This is a genomic window from Anaerococcus jeddahensis (assembly GCF_001182725.1).
In the GTDB taxonomy this organism is placed as follows: Bacteria; Bacillota; Clostridia; order Tissierellales; family Peptoniphilaceae; genus Anaerococcus; species Anaerococcus jeddahensis.
This window is the reverse complement of sequence record NZ_CWHU01000005.1, coordinates 827,066-844,679: the sequence shown is the minus strand read 5'-3', so window position 1 is coordinate 844,679 and position 17,614 is coordinate 827,066. Positions and strand designations below refer to the sequence as shown.

Here is a 17,614-nt window from a genome sequence, read left to right as displayed (position 1 = left end):
TCAAAAAAATAATGCTATACAAAAAAGTATAGCATTATTTTTTATTCTTTAATTTTTTTAGCTTCCTTTGGAACCTTATCAAAAATTCCTGTAACCATAAGAGCGATTGCTCCATCACCTGTAACGTTACAAGCTGTTCCAAATGAATCTTGAAGGGCAAATATAGAAAGCATTAGGGCTGTTCCTGTATCATTAAAGCCTAAGACTGAAATAATTAATCCTAAACTTGCAACTACAGTTCCTCCTGGAACTCCTGGAGCTGCTATTGCGAAAATTCCAAGAAGAGCAATAAATACAATCATATTAGCAGTTGTTGGCAATTGTCCTGTTAGAATTTGTGAAACTGTCATTACAAAAAATACTTCTGTTAGGACTGAACCACATAGGTGGGTGTTTGAACAAAGTGGAATTACAAAATCTCTGATTTTTGGATCTAAAGTTTTTGATTTCCTAGCACATTTAAGGGCAACTGAAAGGGTTGCTGCTGAGGACATTGTTCCTAAAGCTGTAAGATAAGCTGGCAAATAATGGCGGAAAACTTCTTTTGGATTTGTTTTTGAGAAAAGTCCTCCCAAAGAATATAAAAGTGTCATCCAAACAAAGTGTCCTACAATAACAATTAAAATTATTTTTATAAAAACTGGCAATTCTTGTAAAACTACTCCTTCATAAGCTAAAACTGCAAAAGTTGAAGCTATATAAAAAGGAAGCATATTAATAACAATAACATCTACAATTTTTAAAACAATATTATTAAGCTCTAATAATAAATTTTCCCAAGTTTGTGATTTTGTAAGAATTACGGCAATTCCAAAAATTATTGATGTAACAAGGGCAGTCATTACTGGCATAATTGGATCAATTGATAATTTAAAAATTGATTCTGGAATTTCCTTAGCTCCTGTAACATTTGATGCAATATTTAAGTGTGGAATTATAGCTTTTCCTGCCAAAAAACTAAAAGTTCCTGCACCTATTGATGATAAATAGCAAATTAATAGGGTTACTGTAAGTATTTTTCCTGCATTTTCTTTAAGTGAAACAATTGCAGGCGTTACAAAACCAAGAATAATTAAAGGAACAATATAGCCTATCATATCGCCAAGAATAGTTTTTATTGAACTAACAACTAAAATCGCAGATTCATTTGCAATCTGTCCAATAAAAATACCAACAACAATTCCCATCACTAGTTTGAAAACTAATGAATTGAAAAAGCTTTTCTTTTTCATTTTTTATACCTCTTTCATTCAATTTAATAATATTCTACATTAAATTAACAAAATTACAATACTATAATAATCTTTTATTGTAATAAATTATATTAATCATAAAGTTTTGCTTGGCTTAAATACATTTTTTTGTAAAGTCTACCATCTTTCATGAGCTCTTCGTGATTTCCATTTTCTGTAATTTTTTTATTATCACAAACAATAATCCTATCAGCATATTTTGTTGATGAAAGCCTGTGAGAAATAAAAAGCGAAGTTTGTCCTTTTGAAATATCCAGCATTTTTTCAAAAATTTCTTGTTCACTTCTTGGATCAAGAGCACTTGTTGGCTCATCCATTATAAAAAATTTCCCTTCATGGACCATTGATCTTGATAGGGCTAGTTTTTGTCCAATTCCACCAGAAGGTTCGACAGAATTTTTTGAAAAAAGGAAAGTTAAGAATGTATCTTCTTTATTTACTAGCTTGTCTATCCAAGATTTCAAATTCAAAAGATAAAAAGATTCTTCCATTTTTTCTCTCTGATAATTTGTAATCTCACCCAACAAATTTGCTGAAATATTTTCAGAAATTCTAAAAGGAAATAATCTAAAATCTTGAAAGGTTGGGGATAGGATTTTGTAATATGTTTTTGTATCAATATCATTTATATTAATCCCATTCAAATAAATATTTCCTTTTGTGGGTTTATAAAATTTGCACAAAAGTTTTACAATTGTAGATTTTCCAGCACCATTTTTCCCTACAAGAGCTACGGTTTCTCCATTTTTAATTTCAAAAGAGCAATTTTCCAAAATATTTTCCTTTGATTTTGGATATTTAAAGCTAACATTATCAAATTTAATAGTGATGTTTTCTGTGTTTATTTTTTTGATTTTTCCCTCATCAAAATTTTCTTCTTTTTGATTTAAAAAATCAAATAAGCTTTGAAGTTGAGAATTAAAGGCAATTACTTGGGCATAATTTTTTTGTATTTCCTTGCTTGCATTTATTAAACTTATTAATGAGTTAAAATATAAAGTAAAATCAGCAAGGCTTATGGCTTTTTCTATAAGCTTAACTATAAGAAAAAACAAAGATCCAAGTATAGAAAAATTAGAAAATACATTCATAAGCCCAACATAAATTCCATTTTTTGTATAATATGCACTAGAATTTTTTACTAATTTTTTATGGAACATTTCAGACTTTTTCAAAATAAAATCTTCTCCATTATAAATTTTTATATCTTTAAAATACCTGTGATCTTGAGAAAAATTTACAAAAAATCTATAAGCCCTTAGTTTTGGTATATCATTTTTTTGATAGTCTAATTCATTTTTCTTTATTAATTTTACAATTTTTTTATTTAAAAGTATTAAAATAAGTACCACAAGTACAACCAAAACTGATAATTTCATTAGAATTATTAAAGAAAAGATTCCGGTTATAGCAAGATTCAAAGATAGTGTAAAGGTGTCAACTACCTTATAAATTTCGAAAATTGCAAAATGAGATTTTTCCATTTCATCTTGAATTTTTTTGCTATCAGATTTTTCTATTGGAAGCTTAATTGCTTTTTCACTTAACTTAAAAGTATAAATTTCAATAAATGACTCAAAAGCTTCAGTAATTAAATTAGCATTTAACCTATTAACTAATCCTCTTATTAAATCAAAAATTAAAACTAAAAAAGCAATTATAAAAATTATTTTTAATCTTTTTTGTCCGTATATTTCATCAATTATTAATTTTGGTGCAATAATAGAAAAAAGAGGAAGTATTCCCATAATAAGGGAAAATACTACAAATTTTTTGATGAAATTTTTGTGTATTTCATTTATTTTTTTTAATAATTTTAAAATATTTTTCATACTTCCTCCTTATAATTTTTTGCTTGAAGATTGTATAAATCTTTGTAATCAGAATCATTTCTCATAAGTTCTTCATGGCTTCCTGTAGATTTTATTTCCCCATCTTTTAGATAGACTATCCTGTTGCAAAATTTTGTCGATGCAAGTCGATGAGAGATAAAAATTGAAGATTTGTTCTTGGTTAAATCATTATACAAGGTATATAATTCTCTTTCTGCAAGAGCGTCAAGTTGGGCGGTGGGTTCGTCTAAAATTAAAAGTTTTGAAGAATTTTTTTCAATACTTCTTGCCAAATATAATTTTTGCTTTTGTCCACCAGAAAGATCAACTCCATCATCATCTAAAATTCTAAGCAAAGTTTGATTATCTTTTTTGTCAAAAGATTCTATAATTTTACTCAAATGAGTAAGCTCATAAGTTTTTTCTAGATTTTTATTAGAATCGTTTAACAAAATATTCTCTTTAATAGAAAATGGAAGAATTTGAGAATCTTGGAAGACAGCTGAAATCAAACTATTATAATCATAATTCAGATTTTTGAAATTTTTACCATTAATAAAAATTTCCCCTTCATATGACTTATAAAAACCTGCAAGAATAAGAGCGAGAGTAGATTTTCCAGCTCCATTTTCTCCTACTAAGGCTATTGATTCATTATTGTTTATGGTTAGATTTATATTTTTTAGGACATATTTATCAGAGTTTGGATATTTAAATGATAAATTTACTAAATCGATTTTTAAATTTTTTGGTAAATCTTTATTTTCAAAAGATTTTTGATAAGGATTTATGATTTTAAAAAACGGTTTAAATCTTGTAAGATTATCAAAAAAATCATTAAAAATCCACATAAACAAATTGTTAAAATTTACAAAGGCTAAAATTGCAGTAAAATAAACATAAAAATCGCCAATGTCAAGCTTTTCACTCATCAAATTTGTAATAAGCCAATACATAATAAGAGCATCTCTAATAAAATTTATAAGTCTTACAAGGCTATAAATTTTATATGTTTTTTTATCTGTTCTAACTAGGTATGCTATCCTATCTTGGTTGGTTTTTTTATAAAAACTTTTAAAGACATTTATAAAATCAAAAATAAGTATATCTTGTTTTGATAAGGGAGACCTTAGCTCATTGTTTAATTTTGTAAATTTATTGTAGTTTTCGTTTTGGTCATTCCAAAATTTAGAAAATTCTCTAGGTATTTTATTTGCAATAAAGGTTGAAATAATTGTCAAAATTATTATCAAAGCCAAAAAAATTCCACCAATTTTTAAAAAAATCCACAAAAATCCTGCAATAGAAGTTAGGGATGCTAAAAATTCTGGCAAAGTCATCATTACAGCACCTGCTCCTAAAAATGGACTGTCGACAGCCTTATTGGCACTATTTATTTTTTCGGATTCAGATTTTTTCATTTTTGCTTCATAGGGAAGATAGAGGGCGTATTTTGTTACCATATTCATATATTTATACCTAATATTATTCATTTTCATACGGTAATTACCCATGATATAAGATTCAAAAAAACTTATAATCGTTGATAGGACTAATAATAAAATAAAAAAGCCTAGCATAAAATCAAGTCCATTTTGATAATTTTTCAATATGTAGGCAGGCGAAATAATCCATATAAATGGTTTTAAGCCTATAAATATGGAGTAAAGTATGATTAATAAGTACATGCTTGGCTCATACTTAGCCATTGATTTAAAAATATATTTTAATTCTTTCATAAAAAGCCTAAACGGCATCCTCCTTGTTGTAGTAAGTCAAGGAGCTTTTCCTCACTTACAAGTTACTAATTTCCTCTTTATTCTTAATATTATTGTTCATTTTTCTTCTCCTTTCTTTAAAGCTAATTTAATATTAGCAATTTAATTTATTGAAGTCAAAAAAAGATGGTAAGAACCATCTTAATTTTCTAATATTTCAATAGCACATTTTAAACCATCAAGGGCTGATGAAATTATTCCACCGGCATATCCTGCACCTTCTCCAATCGGTCTTAAATTTTTAAATTTTAATGTAGAATAATTTTTATTTCTTTCAATTCTAATTGGACAAGAAGTTCTTGTTTCAACTCCTGTTAAAATTGCATCGTCATCAGAGAAAGCTTTCAATTTTTTGGAAAAATCAATTAGGGCAAGTTTTATGGCTTTGTTGATTTTTTCTGGATAAATCTCATTTAAATTTGCAAATTTATAAGAAGGTTTATAAGTTGGCTCAATTTCTCCCAAATCTTTTGATACTAGACCATTAATATAATCGCTAACTTTTTGAACAGGAGCTGTATAATTTCCTCCACCAAGAATGTATGCTTTTTCTTCTATTTCTCTTTGAAATTTTATACCAGCAAGATTATCATCTCCCAAAATTTCTGGTCCAATAGCACAAACAATGGCAGAATTTGAATTATAATTACCCCTATCATGATAGCTCATTCCATTTACACAAAGACGATTTTCTTCACTTGATGCAGGAACAACATAGCCGCCAGGACACATACAAAAAGTATAAACAGAAATATTTTTACTTTTATCAAAATATTTAAGGGCATAGGAAGCTTGAGGAAGCCTATCGTCATTGATTTTATATTGGCTAAAATTAATATCTTTTTGCAAATGTTCAATCCTAAAACCAACTGCAAAATTCTTTTGACTTATATCAACATACTTATCTAGCATTATAAGAGTATCACGAGAAGAATTACCCAAGGCAAGAACATATTCATCTGCTTGGTATTCATTTTTATTCGTCATAAGAGATTTTATTTCTCCATTTTCAATATTTAAATCCGTAAAAATTTCATTAAAATGAAAATTTCCGCCCATTTCAATAATTTTTTTCCTAATATTTATTATGACTTTTCTTAAAAGATCTGTCCCAACATGGGGCATTTGGGTATATAAAATATCTTCTGGGGCACCATTTTCAACCAAAATTCTAAAAACTTCTCTAGACCTTTTATCCTTTGACCTTGAAGTAAGTTTACCATCAGAAAAAGTACCGGCGCCTCCTTCACCAAATTGAATATTTGACTCAGGATTTAATTTTAAATTTTTAATAAAATTATCGATAGTTTTTACCCTATCTTCAATTTTTTCTCCTCTTTCAATAAGAGTAACTTTAACACCATTTTTACAAAGAGCATAGGCACAAAAAAGTCCAGCTGGTCCAGAACCAACAATTATAGCAGATTTTATTTTATTTTTATTTGTTAAATTTAAATCTTCTTCAACAAATTCACCAATATCATTTTTTAATTTTTTTATGGTTTTTTTATCAATTTCACAATCAAGCAAAACTTGATAAACATAAAAAATACCACGCCTTGCATCAATTGATTTTTTATAAATTTTAAAAGAATCAATTTTTCTATTAATTTTTTCTTCAATAGCTTTCTTCAAATTATCTTTATTGTCCACTTCGTATGGAATTTTAATATTTCTAATAATATACATAAGACATCCTTTCTTACTAATTTTATCAGATTTTCCATGTTAAATAAATTTAAAATATTATATAATTAATAAGGGGAATTTATGAAAGTTACTTTAGTTGAAAATAAATTAGAAAAAGAAAAAATTTCATCCTACATATTAAATGATCTAAAATCATGGTTTGAAGATGAGGATGCTGTAAAAAATTACATAGAAAAATCTAAAGATTATTATTTTTTCAAAGCAAGTGAAAAAACAAAAAATCTTGGCTTTATAGTTTATAAAAAAACTTCGGATTATACTATTGAAATATTTGTAATGGGAGTTTTGAAAAATTACCATAGAAAAAATATAGGAAGAAATTTATTTGAAAATTCTATTGAAATTTTAAAAAAATATAATTATGAATTTGTCCAAGTAAAAACTTTAAAAGAGGGAATAGATGAGGGCTATGATAAAACAAATAAATTTTATCAAGCTTTAGGATTTAGAAAATTTGAAGTGATTGAAGAGATTTGGTCGAAAGATAATCCTTGCCAAATCTATGTAAAAAGTATTGTTTGACAAGGCAATTAAATAATGTTTATCCTAAAAAATGGTAATTTATAAAAAAATATTTGACAATATAAAAAACAGGTCTTATAATAAACACAACAATAATTTATTTATAAAAATTTATGAAAAAAAGAGTAGACTTGTGGAAAAGCACAGAGAGTTGGAGTTTGGTGAGATCCATCCTTTGAAATAAGTTCGAAAATCATTTTTCTTTTGCATGTCTGAATTATAGTAAGATATGTCGCCATGGTTGGCGTTATCAAAACCCGGCATTGTTTGATGCTTGAAGTGCTTATTTTTATATAAGAATAAAGGTGGTAACGCGGAATTTTCGTCCTTTGTCTAAATTTTAGACAAGGGACTTTTTTAATGAATAAATATTGTAATAAATTTTTGGAGGATAGAATGAAAAAATTATCAAGAAGTCAATTTTTACAAGTTAGTGTAATGCTATTTGGTTTATTTTTTGGAGCTGGAAATTTAATTTTCCCTCCACTTTTAGGAAACCAAGCAGGATCTTTAACATTTATTTCTTTATTAGCATTTTGCGTTACTGCAATTATATTTCCTGTTATGGGCGCAATAGTTGTTGGGAAAACTGAAGGATTAACAAATCTATCAAACAGAGTTTCTCCTTTGTTTTCTGTAGTCTTTACTACAGCTATATATTTATCAATAGGACCTGGACTTGGAATACCAAGAGCTGGATCAGTTCCTTTTGAAATGGCAATAGCGCCTTATATACCACAAGAATTTAATATGAATCTTGCTAGATTTTTATACACTTTGGTATTTTTCTCAATAGCCTTGTTTGTATGTTTAAAACCAAATAAATTAGTAAAAAGAGTTGGAAAATATTTAACACCTACACTTTTAGTCATGATAGTTTTTATGTTTTTAAAAGTTATAACAATGGAAAAAAATATAGCAGCTCCTGTTGGAGAATATAAAAATGCTCCTTTAGTTAAGGGATTTTTGGAAGGATATAACACCATGGATGCTGTTGCTGCCTTAAATTTTGGTTTTGTAATAGCCCAATCCATAAAAAGATTTGGAATAAAAGATAAAAATGAAGTTACAAATTATACAATAAAAGCAGGACTTGTAGCAGGAGCAGTTTTATTTTTAGTTTACACAATGCTTGCAAGTGTAGGAATGATAGGATCATCAAAACTTGTTGGGGCAGAAAATGGTGCTGTAATATTAACCTATGCAGTTAAAAATGTTTTTGGAAATTTTGGATTAGTTTTACTTGCAGCAATATTTACTCTTGCATGTCTTACAACTTGCATAGGACTAATAACAAGTGGTGGAGAATATTTTGAATCATTATTTAATTACAAATTATCATACAGAAAATGGGTTTTAGTTTGGACATTATTTTCATTTTTGATGGCAAATTTTGGATTAAATAAATTATTAGCTTTCTCAGTTCCACTTTTGACAATAATATATCCAGTTGCCTTGGTATTAATATTAATGGGAATAAGCCATGTTTTTGTAAATTATTCAAAAGAATCCTATCTATTTACAGCAAGTCTATCAGTTTTCCTTCCATTTGTAGAAGTATTAAATAACTCATTTGGAATAAAATTATGGTTTGTAACAAATTTAGTAGAATCTTTACCATTATATAAAGAAGGACTTTCATGGTTATTACCAAGTTTATTAGTCCTAGTTATAAGCACAGCAGTTTTCAAATATTTAGAAACATTTCATGAAGATGCAAAAGTTAAAGAAAGATATTAAAAAATAGTCGGGGAAACTCGATTATTTTTATATATATTTTTAATTTTGAAAGAAAATTTACTTAAAATTTAATTTATGATATAATTTTACTAAATTATCGAAACTTTAATACAACTTTGTATTATCGTATTAAATTAAAAGGAGAGAATATGTTAGAAAAAATTAGTAATTTTATTGGACCTATTAATAGTGTTCTTTATTATCCAATTTTAATAATTTTGCTTCTTGCAATTGGGATTTATTTTACATTTAGAACTAAATTCTTGCAAGTTAGATTATTAAAAGAATCAATTAATGTTGTTATGGAAAAACCTGAAGAAGAAGGATCGGTTTCATCTTTTCAAGCTTTGATGGTTTCAACTGCATCTAGGGTTGGTTCTGGAAATATTGTAGGAATTTCTACAGCGATTTGTCTTGGAGGATATGGAGCTGTTTTTTGGATGTGGGTTGTTGCTATAATTGGGGGAGCTAGTGCTTTTGTTGAATCAACTCTTGCACAAATTTATAAAAAAAGAGATGAAAATAATAAATCTTATGGTGGACCTGCTTATTATATTGAACAAGGTTTAAAATCTAGAGTATTAGGAATTGTTTTTGCTATAAGTTTAATTTTAACTTATGCAATTGGTTTTAATATGCTTGCATCTTTTAATCTTCAAACATCTTTCATGACTTATGAATTTTATGATCCAAACAAAACTCCGTTTATTATAGGATTAATTCTTGCAATAATTACAGCAATTTGTATTTTTGGTGGAGGAGATAGGATAATTAAATTTACATCCACACTTGTACCTTTTATGGGTATTGTTTATATTCTAGTTGCTCTTGCAATGATTGTTGTAAATTTTTCATATTTACCAAGTGTTTTTTTAAATATTTTTAAAGATGCTTTTAATTTTAAAGCTATTTTTGCAGGACTTGCTTCATCATCTATGATGTATGGTATTAAAAGAGGACTTTATTCAAACGAAGCTGGTATTGGTTCTGCACCAAACGCTGCTGCAAGTGCTCATATTTCTCACCCAGTCAAACAAGGACTTGTTCAAATGCTTTCTGTATTTATTGATACACTTTTGATTTGCTCAGCTACAGCTTTCATGTGTCTTTCTTCAGGAATTGAACCAAGCGAAGCTTTAAGTGGGGCACCATATGTTCAAGAAAGCCTTTCAACATTATTAGGTGGGTTCGGAAATTATTTTATTTCGTTCTCTCTTGCCTTGTTTACTTTTACTACTTTAATTGGAAATTTATTTTATGTAGATAGTAATCTATCTTATATTAACAAAAAAACACCATCAAAGACTTTTATGACAATTTTTAGAATATTTGCAGTTGTTGTAATAATGTTGGGAGCAATGAGCGAGGTTAAACTTGCTTGGGATGTATCAGATTTATTAATGGGACTTATGGCATTAATAAACTTACCTTCAATTTTATTATTATCTAAAAAGGCGATAAATTGTTTAAAAGATTACGAAAAACAAAAAGCTCAAGGAAAAAATCCAGTATTTAAATCAAAAAATATTGGAATGAATGAAAAACTTGATTATTGGAATTAATTACAAAAAAATAAATAATTTTTAATCACTAATTTATTAAAGTTTGTTGCAATTTGACAAAAAAAGCGAATAATGGTAGGATTTTTATTGCAATTGAAAAGCTTGATAGAGGTGCGGAAAACATTAGTAAAATATTTTTTGAGGGAATTGGAAATATTTGAAAGGGTGATTCACCAAGGGATTTTAAGTCTGCCCAAGGCTTAAGGTTACCGGGACGATTGGAGAATATCTGTCGGACTGCCAAATTTTTGGTGAGCTGTCGTGGTTTATAATTATTATATATTTATATTTTATATTTAAGTCATGGCATTTGTCATGACTTTTTTTGCAATTTGAATCGAGAGGAGTTTTAAAATGAACAATGAAAGAAAATTACCACAGCTTTTGGTAATTTCTTTAGTACCGATAATTGTTTCGATATTTGTTGTAGGAAGTGGTATTGAAACATATGCAAGTTTTTGGGCTTTGCTTCCGCCAGTTGTAGCTATAGTTATGGCTCTTATAACAAAGGAAGTATATTCTTCACTTTTTTTGGGGATAATAATTGGAGCGATTTTAGGATCAAAAAATTCTTTTGCTATATTTTTAGACAATGTAGTAGTAAAAGGATTAACAGAATCAATTTCTCAAACTTCAGGAATTTTTATTTTCTTAATTGTTTTAGGAATTCTCGTAGTTTTAATAAATCAATCAGGAGGATCTAGAGCTTTTGGACAGTGGGCTGGAAAAAAAATAAAATCTAGAAAGCAATCACAACTTGCAACATATTTTTTATGTATAATGCTTTTTATTGATGATTATTTTAATTGCCTAACATCTGGTTCTGTTATGAAACCAATTACAGATTCACACAAAATTTCTAGGGCAAAGCTAGCTTATCTTATTGATGCAACAGCAGCACCAATTTGTATGATTGCACCAATTTCATCATGGGCTGCGGCAGTTTCTGGTTATGCTCAAGGAACTGGTCTTTCAGGAATAGAATTATTTATAAGGGCGATTCCTTATAATTTTTATTCACTTTTGACTTTGTGTTTTGTTATATCTTTAATTTTATTTGGAAATGATTATGGTCCAATGAAAGAATTTGAAGATAAGGCAATAAATGATGGAGATTTAGGTCACATAGTAGACTCAAATGTAAGTGCTGAAGATGGACATCCAGATGGAAAAGTTTTGGACTTAGTTTTTCCAATTTTAAGTCTAATTATTATTTCAGTTCTATGCTTGATTCACATTGGTGGATTTTTTGATAAATCTAGTGAATTTTATATGGATTTTGTAAATTCATTTGCAAATACTGATTCAACAGTTGCTCTTCCAATGGGAGCTATTATTGCTTTGATTATAACCATTATTTATTTTCTTGTAAGAAAAGTAATAAGTTTTGAAAAATCAATGGATGCAATTCCAGAAGGATTTCAATCGATGGTTCCTGCAATTTTAATTTTAACAATGGCAACAAGTCTTAAAAATATCTCAAATGATTTGTTGGGTTCAACTAAATTTGTTGGGAATCTAATGACAAATGCTGCAAGTGGATTAAGTACATTTTTACCAGCAGTAATTTTTGTTGTAGCAATTTTATTGGCTTTTGCAACTGGTACAAGTTGGGGAACTTTTGGAATTTTAATTCCGATTGTAGCATCAATGTTTGATCCAACTGATCCGATATTTTTTATAGGAATTTCTGCTTGCCTTTCAGGTGCAGTTTGTGGAGATCATATTTCTCCAATTTCTGATACAACAATTATGTCATCAGCTGGAGCAGGATGTCTTCATGTTGATCATGTCAGAACCCAATTACCATATGGAATAACAGTTGCGAGCATTGCAACAATTTCATTTATAATAGCAGGCTATACTCATTCAGCTTTAATTTCTTTAGCTTTTGGATTTGCAGCAGTAATAATCTTCATGATTTATTTGAAAAATAAATAAAAAATATTTATAAACCTCTTACCAAATTTAAATTAATAATTTTGTAAGAGGTTTTTTAATTAATAAAATATTTACAATTTTAATTAATCTAGTATAATAAGTTCTTGTTAAAAAAATATTGATAAAAAATAGACATTTGTATGAAAGAGAGGATTTATGTTTTTATTAGATAACATAATTGGAATTGCTGATTTTTTATGGAGTAATATTATCGGCTATGTTTTGTTGGGAGTTGGGCTGTATTATACAATTAGATTAGGTTTTCCACAAATTAAATATGCAAAAGATATAAAAGATGTTTTGAAGAAAAATTTGAAAAGTGATGATAATGTTTCAGGATTTGGTGCCTTGGCAGCTGCTGTTGGTGGACAAGTTGGAACAGGATCATTAGTTGGAGTAGCATCTGCTCTTGTAGCCGGTGGACCAGGTGCAATTTTTTGGATGTGGGTAACTTCAATTTTAGGAATGGTAATTACTTTTGCTGAAACAGTTTTGGGTCAAGTTTATAGGGTGAAATTATCTGACGGAACCTACAGAGGTGGACCTGCTTATTATATTAGAAATGGTTTAGGAAAAAAAGTTTTAGGAATTATAACTGCGTTTTTGTACATAATTGGCGTTGGGCTTTGTATAGCTTTTATGCAAACTAATTCAATCGCCAAAGGCTTTCAAGGAGTAATTGAATTTAATCCAATAATTGTAGGAGTTATAGTTACAATTTTAGCTGGAATTATAACAATTGGTGGAGTAAAAAGACTTACTAAAGTTACTGGATTTTTAGTTCCAATAATGGCAGCTTTTTATGTTATAGTTGTTTTTATTATTATAATAACAAATATTACAAAAATTCCTATAGTTTTTGCTTTGATTTTTAAATCTGCCTTTAGTCCACAAGCAGCAGTTGGTGGAATAATTGGTCATAGTGTAATGGATGCTTTTAGAAATGGTGTTGCAAGAGGTTTGTTCTCAAATGATGCTGGTAATGGTATTGCAGGAATTATGCATTCATCAGCTGATGTCGATCACCCTGCAGAACAAGGATTTTTGGGAATGTTTGGAACATTTGTTACAACTTGTATAATTTGTAGCCTTACAGCTTTTGCAATTTTATTAACTGGAGTTTTGGGAAATGGATCTGATGGAATAAATCTTGTTCAAGATGCTTTTTCAAATGAAATTGGTTATATAGGAAGATGGGTTGTTGCATTAGCTATGGCATTTTTTGGATTTACAACTTTAATTGCTGATTTATTTTATGGTGAAGCAAATATAATTCACATTTTTAAAGATAAATACAAAATACCACTTTGGATTTATAGACTTTTTGCAGCAGTAATGTTTATAGTTTCTACAAAAATGTCTCTTGAAATTGTTTGGGGACTTATAGATGTATTTGTGGGAATTTTAGTATTTATTAACGTAATCACCTTAATATTTTTATTTAAATCTGTAAAGATAGTTCTTGATGATTACGAAGAACAAAAACAAGAAGGAAAAAAACCTATTTGGAATAAAGAAGATAATGATCTTTATTTTGATGAGGGTGAATATAAAAATTTTAAAATATAATTTAGTCCTAGTTTATCTAGGGCTTTTTTATATGAAAAGTCTTAAAATAATTTATTATTTTTATTTATCTACAATAAAAGTATAATAAGCTTAGAAATAATACATGGAGGTATTTATGAATAAGTTAGGTAGAAAAGTTGTTTTAATTGGAAGTGGATATGTAGGATCATCTTATGCTTATGCTTTGGTAAATTCTGGCCTTGCTACAAGTCTTTCAATTATTGATATTGAAAAAGAGAAGGCAATTGCAGATGTAAATGATTTGATGGATGCAAGTTGCAAAACTGGGTCTCCAACTTTGGTTAAAGAAGGAGTTTATGAAGATTGTAAAGATGCTGATTTGGTGGTTTTATGCTACGGAAATAGCCAAAAAAATCTTACAAATAGACTTGATGATATAAAAATTGCAACTAGGATGGTTCTTGATACAATTCCAAAAGTAATGGAAAATGGTTATGATGGAATAATTTTGCTTGCAACAAATCCTGTTGATGTTATTTCAAAAGTAGTACAAAAAGTTTCTGGTCTTCCTCATAATAAAATTGTTGGAAGTGGAACAAATCTTGATACTGCAAGATTTATTCAATATTTAGCAAAAGAAGTAACTTGTAATCCAAAAGATGTTGAGGCTTATGTAATAGGTGAACACGGAAATTCTTCAGTAGCTTTGTGGTCAAATGCAAGGATTAAGGGAATTTCTATTGATAAATTTTTAGATGATATTGAAGATGAAGATAAATTTAAAGAAGAAGTTTCTGAAAATATTAGGGACAAGGCTTTTCAAATTATTAAGGGAAAAGGTGCAACTCATTTTGGAATTGCAAACTGCTTGGTTGATTTTACAAGAGCAATTTTACTTGATGAAAAAAGAATTATTATGACTTCAGCTTATCTTGATGGAGAATATAATAATAAGGGCCTTTATACTGGAGTTCCTGCAGTTATTGGGGCAAATGGCTGCGAGAAAATTCTTGAAATGGAAATTTCTGACAAAGAACAAGAAATGTTTGATAAATCATGTAAAGCTCTTGAAGAAAATTATAAACTAGCTAAGGAAGTTTTGGATGAATAAATTATATTATAAGTATTTTCTTTATGGAATTTGCGATATAATTATTTGTTTTTTTCTTTACAAAACTATAAATATTTATGCTGGACTTTTTGGATTATTTTTATCTAATATGTCTAAGGCAATTTATGAAAAATCTTTTTACAAAAGTATAAATAGGTTTAAGACTTTAGCAAAAAATTCAAATTTAAATTTCAAAGAATTATTAGATATTTGCAAAATGGATGAAGATGATATAAAAATTCTTCTTGGAAATGAAAATAAGGGATTTAAAGCAGAAAATATAAATAAAGCTATAAAAAATTTAGAAAATTATTTAAATAAATAATTAGGATAGGGCCATATTATTGTGGCTCTATTTTTTTTTTTTTTTTGAAATTTAAGCTTTATTTTACTTAATCTCTTTTTTTTACTATAATTATAATTGTAAATTAATGATCTATGGGAGCTATGTGCTGAGAGGAAGTTCGACTTCGACCATCAAACCGGACAGGATAATGCCTGCAAGGGATGAAGCATATTTATTCTCCTATAAGTAATTTTAGGAGGTTTTTTTAATTTATGAAGTATAAGACACAGATGGAAGCTGCAAAACATGGTTTTGTAACTGAAGAGATGAAAATTGTTGCAAAAAAAGAAAATGTTAGTGAAGAATTTCTTTTAGAAAAAATTGCAAAAGGTGAAATTGTAATTCCTAGAAACAAAAATCACAATTCTATTTCTCCAGAAGGAATAGGAACAGGATTAAAGACAAAAATTAATGTAAATTTAGGAATTTCAAAAGACTTAAATGATCTTGATCTTGAGATGCAAAAAGTTGATATGGCACTAAAAATGGGAGCTGAATCAATTATGGATTTATCAAATTATGGCAAAACTCAAGAATTTAGAAAAAGGTTGATTGAAAAATCTACTGCAATGATTGGGACTGTTCCTATGTATGATGCTGTTGGATTTTTGGATAAGGGTCTAAGTTTTATAAAAGCCCATGAATTTTTGGATGTAGTAAGAAATCACGCTGAAAATGGAGTTGATTTTGTTACAATTCACTGTGGAATTAATAGGGCAAATGCAGAAATTTTCATGAGAAATAGAAGAGTAAATGAAATTGTATCTCGTGGTGGTTCACTTTTATTTGGTTGGATGAAGATGAATGATAGGGAAAATCCATTCTACGAATATTATGATGAACTATTAGATATTTTAAGAGAATATGATGTTACCTTATCACTTGGAGATTCTTTAAGACCAGGTGGAATTCACGATGCAACAGATCCTGCTCAAATTGCAGAATTGATTACGCTTGGAGAGCTTACAAAAAGAGCTTGGGAGAAAGATGTTCAAGTTATTATTGAAGGACCAGGTCACGTTCCAATAAATGATATCGAAATGAATATGAAACTTGAAAAAAAATTGTGCCACAACGCACCATTTTATGTTTTGGGACCTTTGGTTTGTGATATTGCTCCAGGTTATGACCACATTACAAGTGCAATAGGAGGTGCGATTGCTGCAAGTTATGGGGCAGATTTTCTTTGCTATGTAACTCCAGCAGAACATTTAAAACTTCCAGATGTGAATGATGTTAAAGAAGGAATTGTTGCAGCAAAAATTGCTGCTCATGCAGGAGATATTGCAAAATTAAAAGATGCAAGAAAATGGGATCTTGAAATGAGTAAGAGAAGACAAAAACTTGATTGGGAAGGAATGTTTGAACTTGCAATAGATCCTGAAAAATGTAGAGAGTACAGAGCTTCTTCAAATCCGGAAGAAGAGGAAACATGTACCATGTGTGGGGCAATGTGCTCAGCTAGAAATATGAATTTAATTCTTGAAGGAAAAGATATAAAATTATAGAATTTTTAAAAAAGTGCGAGTTGATTTTCGCACTTTTTACAATATTTTTTTAATTTCAGATAAATTTTTTACTTGGTAAGTGAAACTTTTATCTGAAATTTTTTTATTTTCTTTATTAAAATAAATAGATTTAATATTTGAATTTTTTGCACCAATTATATCAGATTTTATGCTATCTCCAATCATTATTAAATCATCATTTGAATATTTTGTAATATCCATTATTTTTTTAAAAAATCTTTTATCAGGTTTTTCATAACTGATTTTATCTGATACAAAAATATCTTTGAAATATTTAGATAGATTTGATTTTTTTATCCTATTTACCTGCATATCGTATACTCCATTACTTGCAGCATAAATTTGATATTTATTCGATAAGTAAGATAATAAATCTTCAATTCCATCTACCATCTCGACTTCATCATATAGAAATTCTACAAATAAATCGTTAAAAATCTCTTTTTCTATATCAAGTTCAAAATATTTACTCATCATAATTGATCTATGTTCAAAAACTTTCTCAATATTTATCTCTCCCAATTTTTGCTTACTCCACAAAATATCATTTACCTTATTGAAATATGAAAAATCTTTTTCTTCATAGGATAAATCTAGTTTTTTTAAAGTTTTTTTAAAGGCATTTTTAGAACATTTTACAAAATCAAAAATTGTATCATCAATATCTATTAAAACTGCTTTAATCATATTAATAACTTGAAATCCTTTCATTTGTATAATCTAGTAAAGTATAAAGCGTAAAAAAAATTATGTCAAATTA

General features: G+C 28.2%; 13 protein-coding genes, 1 riboswitch and 1 other annotated feature. Of the genes, 8 read left to right on the top strand and 5 right to left on the bottom strand.

Translation table 11 applies throughout. The annotated features are described in order from the left end of the window. Nucleotides 1–41: 41 nt before the first annotated feature. The 4 genes from BN2087_RS07130 to BN2087_RS07115 form a co-directional block, all read right to left on the bottom strand. Nucleotides 42–1,232, bottom strand: a complete 1,191-nt coding sequence (locus BN2087_RS07130) for a dicarboxylate/amino acid:cation symporter (protein ID WP_049691137.1) — start codon at nt 1,230–1,232, stop codon at nt 42–44. Between the two features lie 92 nt (nt 1,233–1,324). Beyond that, nucleotides 1,325–3,085: an ABC transporter ATP-binding protein gene (locus BN2087_RS07125; protein ID WP_049691136.1), complete on the bottom strand. Its 1,761-nt coding sequence runs from the start codon at nt 3,083–3,085 to the stop codon at nt 1,325–1,327. Next, entirely contained in the window at nt 3,082–4,842 is a 1,761-nt protein-coding gene (locus BN2087_RS07120) for an ATP-binding cassette domain-containing protein (RefSeq protein WP_082144187.1), read from the bottom strand. Before BN2087_RS07120 ends, BN2087_RS07125 begins: the two co-directional genes overlap by 4 nt. Before the next feature lie 162 nt (nt 4,843–5,004). Continuing rightward, on the bottom strand, nt 5,005–6,552 hold the full coding sequence (locus BN2087_RS07115; protein ID WP_049691134.1) for an NAD(P)/FAD-dependent oxidoreductase: 1,548 nt from the start codon (nt 6,550–6,552) through the stop codon (nt 5,005–5,007). Nucleotides 6,553–6,633: 81 nt separating this feature from the next. Between BN2087_RS07115 and BN2087_RS07110 the strand changes: the two genes are divergently transcribed. From BN2087_RS07110 to thiC, 8 genes are all read left to right on the top strand, one after another. After that, nucleotides 6,634–7,095, top strand: coding sequence for a GNAT family N-acetyltransferase (locus BN2087_RS07110; RefSeq protein ID WP_049691133.1), 462 nt, complete (start codon nt 6,634–6,636; stop codon nt 7,093–7,095). A 109-nt stretch (nt 7,096–7,204) separates the two neighbouring features. Then, nucleotides 7,205–7,428 (top strand) — a binding site (T-box leader). Nucleotides 7,429–7,491: 63 nt separating this feature from the next. Continuing rightward, a complete protein-coding gene (brnQ, locus tag BN2087_RS07105; protein WP_049691132.1) occupies nt 7,492–8,835 on the top strand; it encodes a branched-chain amino acid transport system II carrier protein in 1,344 nt (447 codons plus the stop codon). Nucleotides 8,836–8,984: 149 nt separating this feature from the next. Then, a complete protein-coding gene (locus tag BN2087_RS07100) occupies nt 8,985–10,397 on the top strand; it encodes an alanine/glycine:cation symporter family protein (RefSeq protein WP_049691131.1) in 1,413 nt (470 codons plus the stop codon). 98 nt (nt 10,398–10,495) lie between these two features. Further along, a riboswitch (Lysine riboswitch) is annotated at nt 10,496–10,664 on the top strand. A gap of 87 nt (nt 10,665–10,751) precedes the next feature. Further along, the gene (locus tag BN2087_RS07095; RefSeq protein ID WP_049691130.1) at nt 10,752–12,338 is read left to right on the top strand and encodes a Na+/H+ antiporter NhaC family protein; all 1,587 of its coding nucleotides are present in this window, start codon (nt 10,752–10,754) and stop codon (nt 12,336–12,338) included. 156 nt (nt 12,339–12,494) lie between these two features. Continuing rightward, on the top strand, nt 12,495–13,907 hold the full coding sequence (locus BN2087_RS07090; protein WP_049691129.1) for an alanine/glycine:cation symporter family protein: 1,413 nt from the start codon (nt 12,495–12,497) through the stop codon (nt 13,905–13,907). 115 nt (nt 13,908–14,022) lie between these two features. Next, the gene (locus BN2087_RS07085; protein ID WP_049691128.1) at nt 14,023–14,979 is read left to right on the top strand and encodes an L-lactate dehydrogenase; all 957 of its coding nucleotides are present in this window, start codon (nt 14,023–14,025) and stop codon (nt 14,977–14,979) included. Then, nucleotides 14,972–15,304 (top strand): hypothetical protein, encoded by a 333-nt coding sequence (locus BN2087_RS07080; protein ID WP_049691127.1) that lies wholly within the window; start codon nt 14,972–14,974, stop codon nt 15,302–15,304. The genes BN2087_RS07085 and BN2087_RS07080 overlap by 8 nt, the downstream gene beginning before the upstream one ends. Before the next feature lie 233 nt (nt 15,305–15,537). Next, nucleotides 15,538–16,833 carry a phosphomethylpyrimidine synthase ThiC gene (gene thiC / locus BN2087_RS07075; protein ID WP_049691126.1) on the top strand — a complete coding sequence of 432 codons (1,296 nt, stop codon included), beginning with the start codon at nt 15,538–15,540 and terminating at the stop codon, nt 16,831–16,833. Between the two features lie 36 nt (nt 16,834–16,869). Here the strand turns inward: thiC and BN2087_RS07070 are convergent, their stop codons facing one another. Continuing rightward, entirely contained in the window at nt 16,870–17,541 is a 672-nt protein-coding gene (locus tag BN2087_RS07070; protein ID WP_049691125.1) for an HAD family hydrolase, read from the bottom strand. Nucleotides 17,542–17,614: the final 73 nt, after the last annotated feature.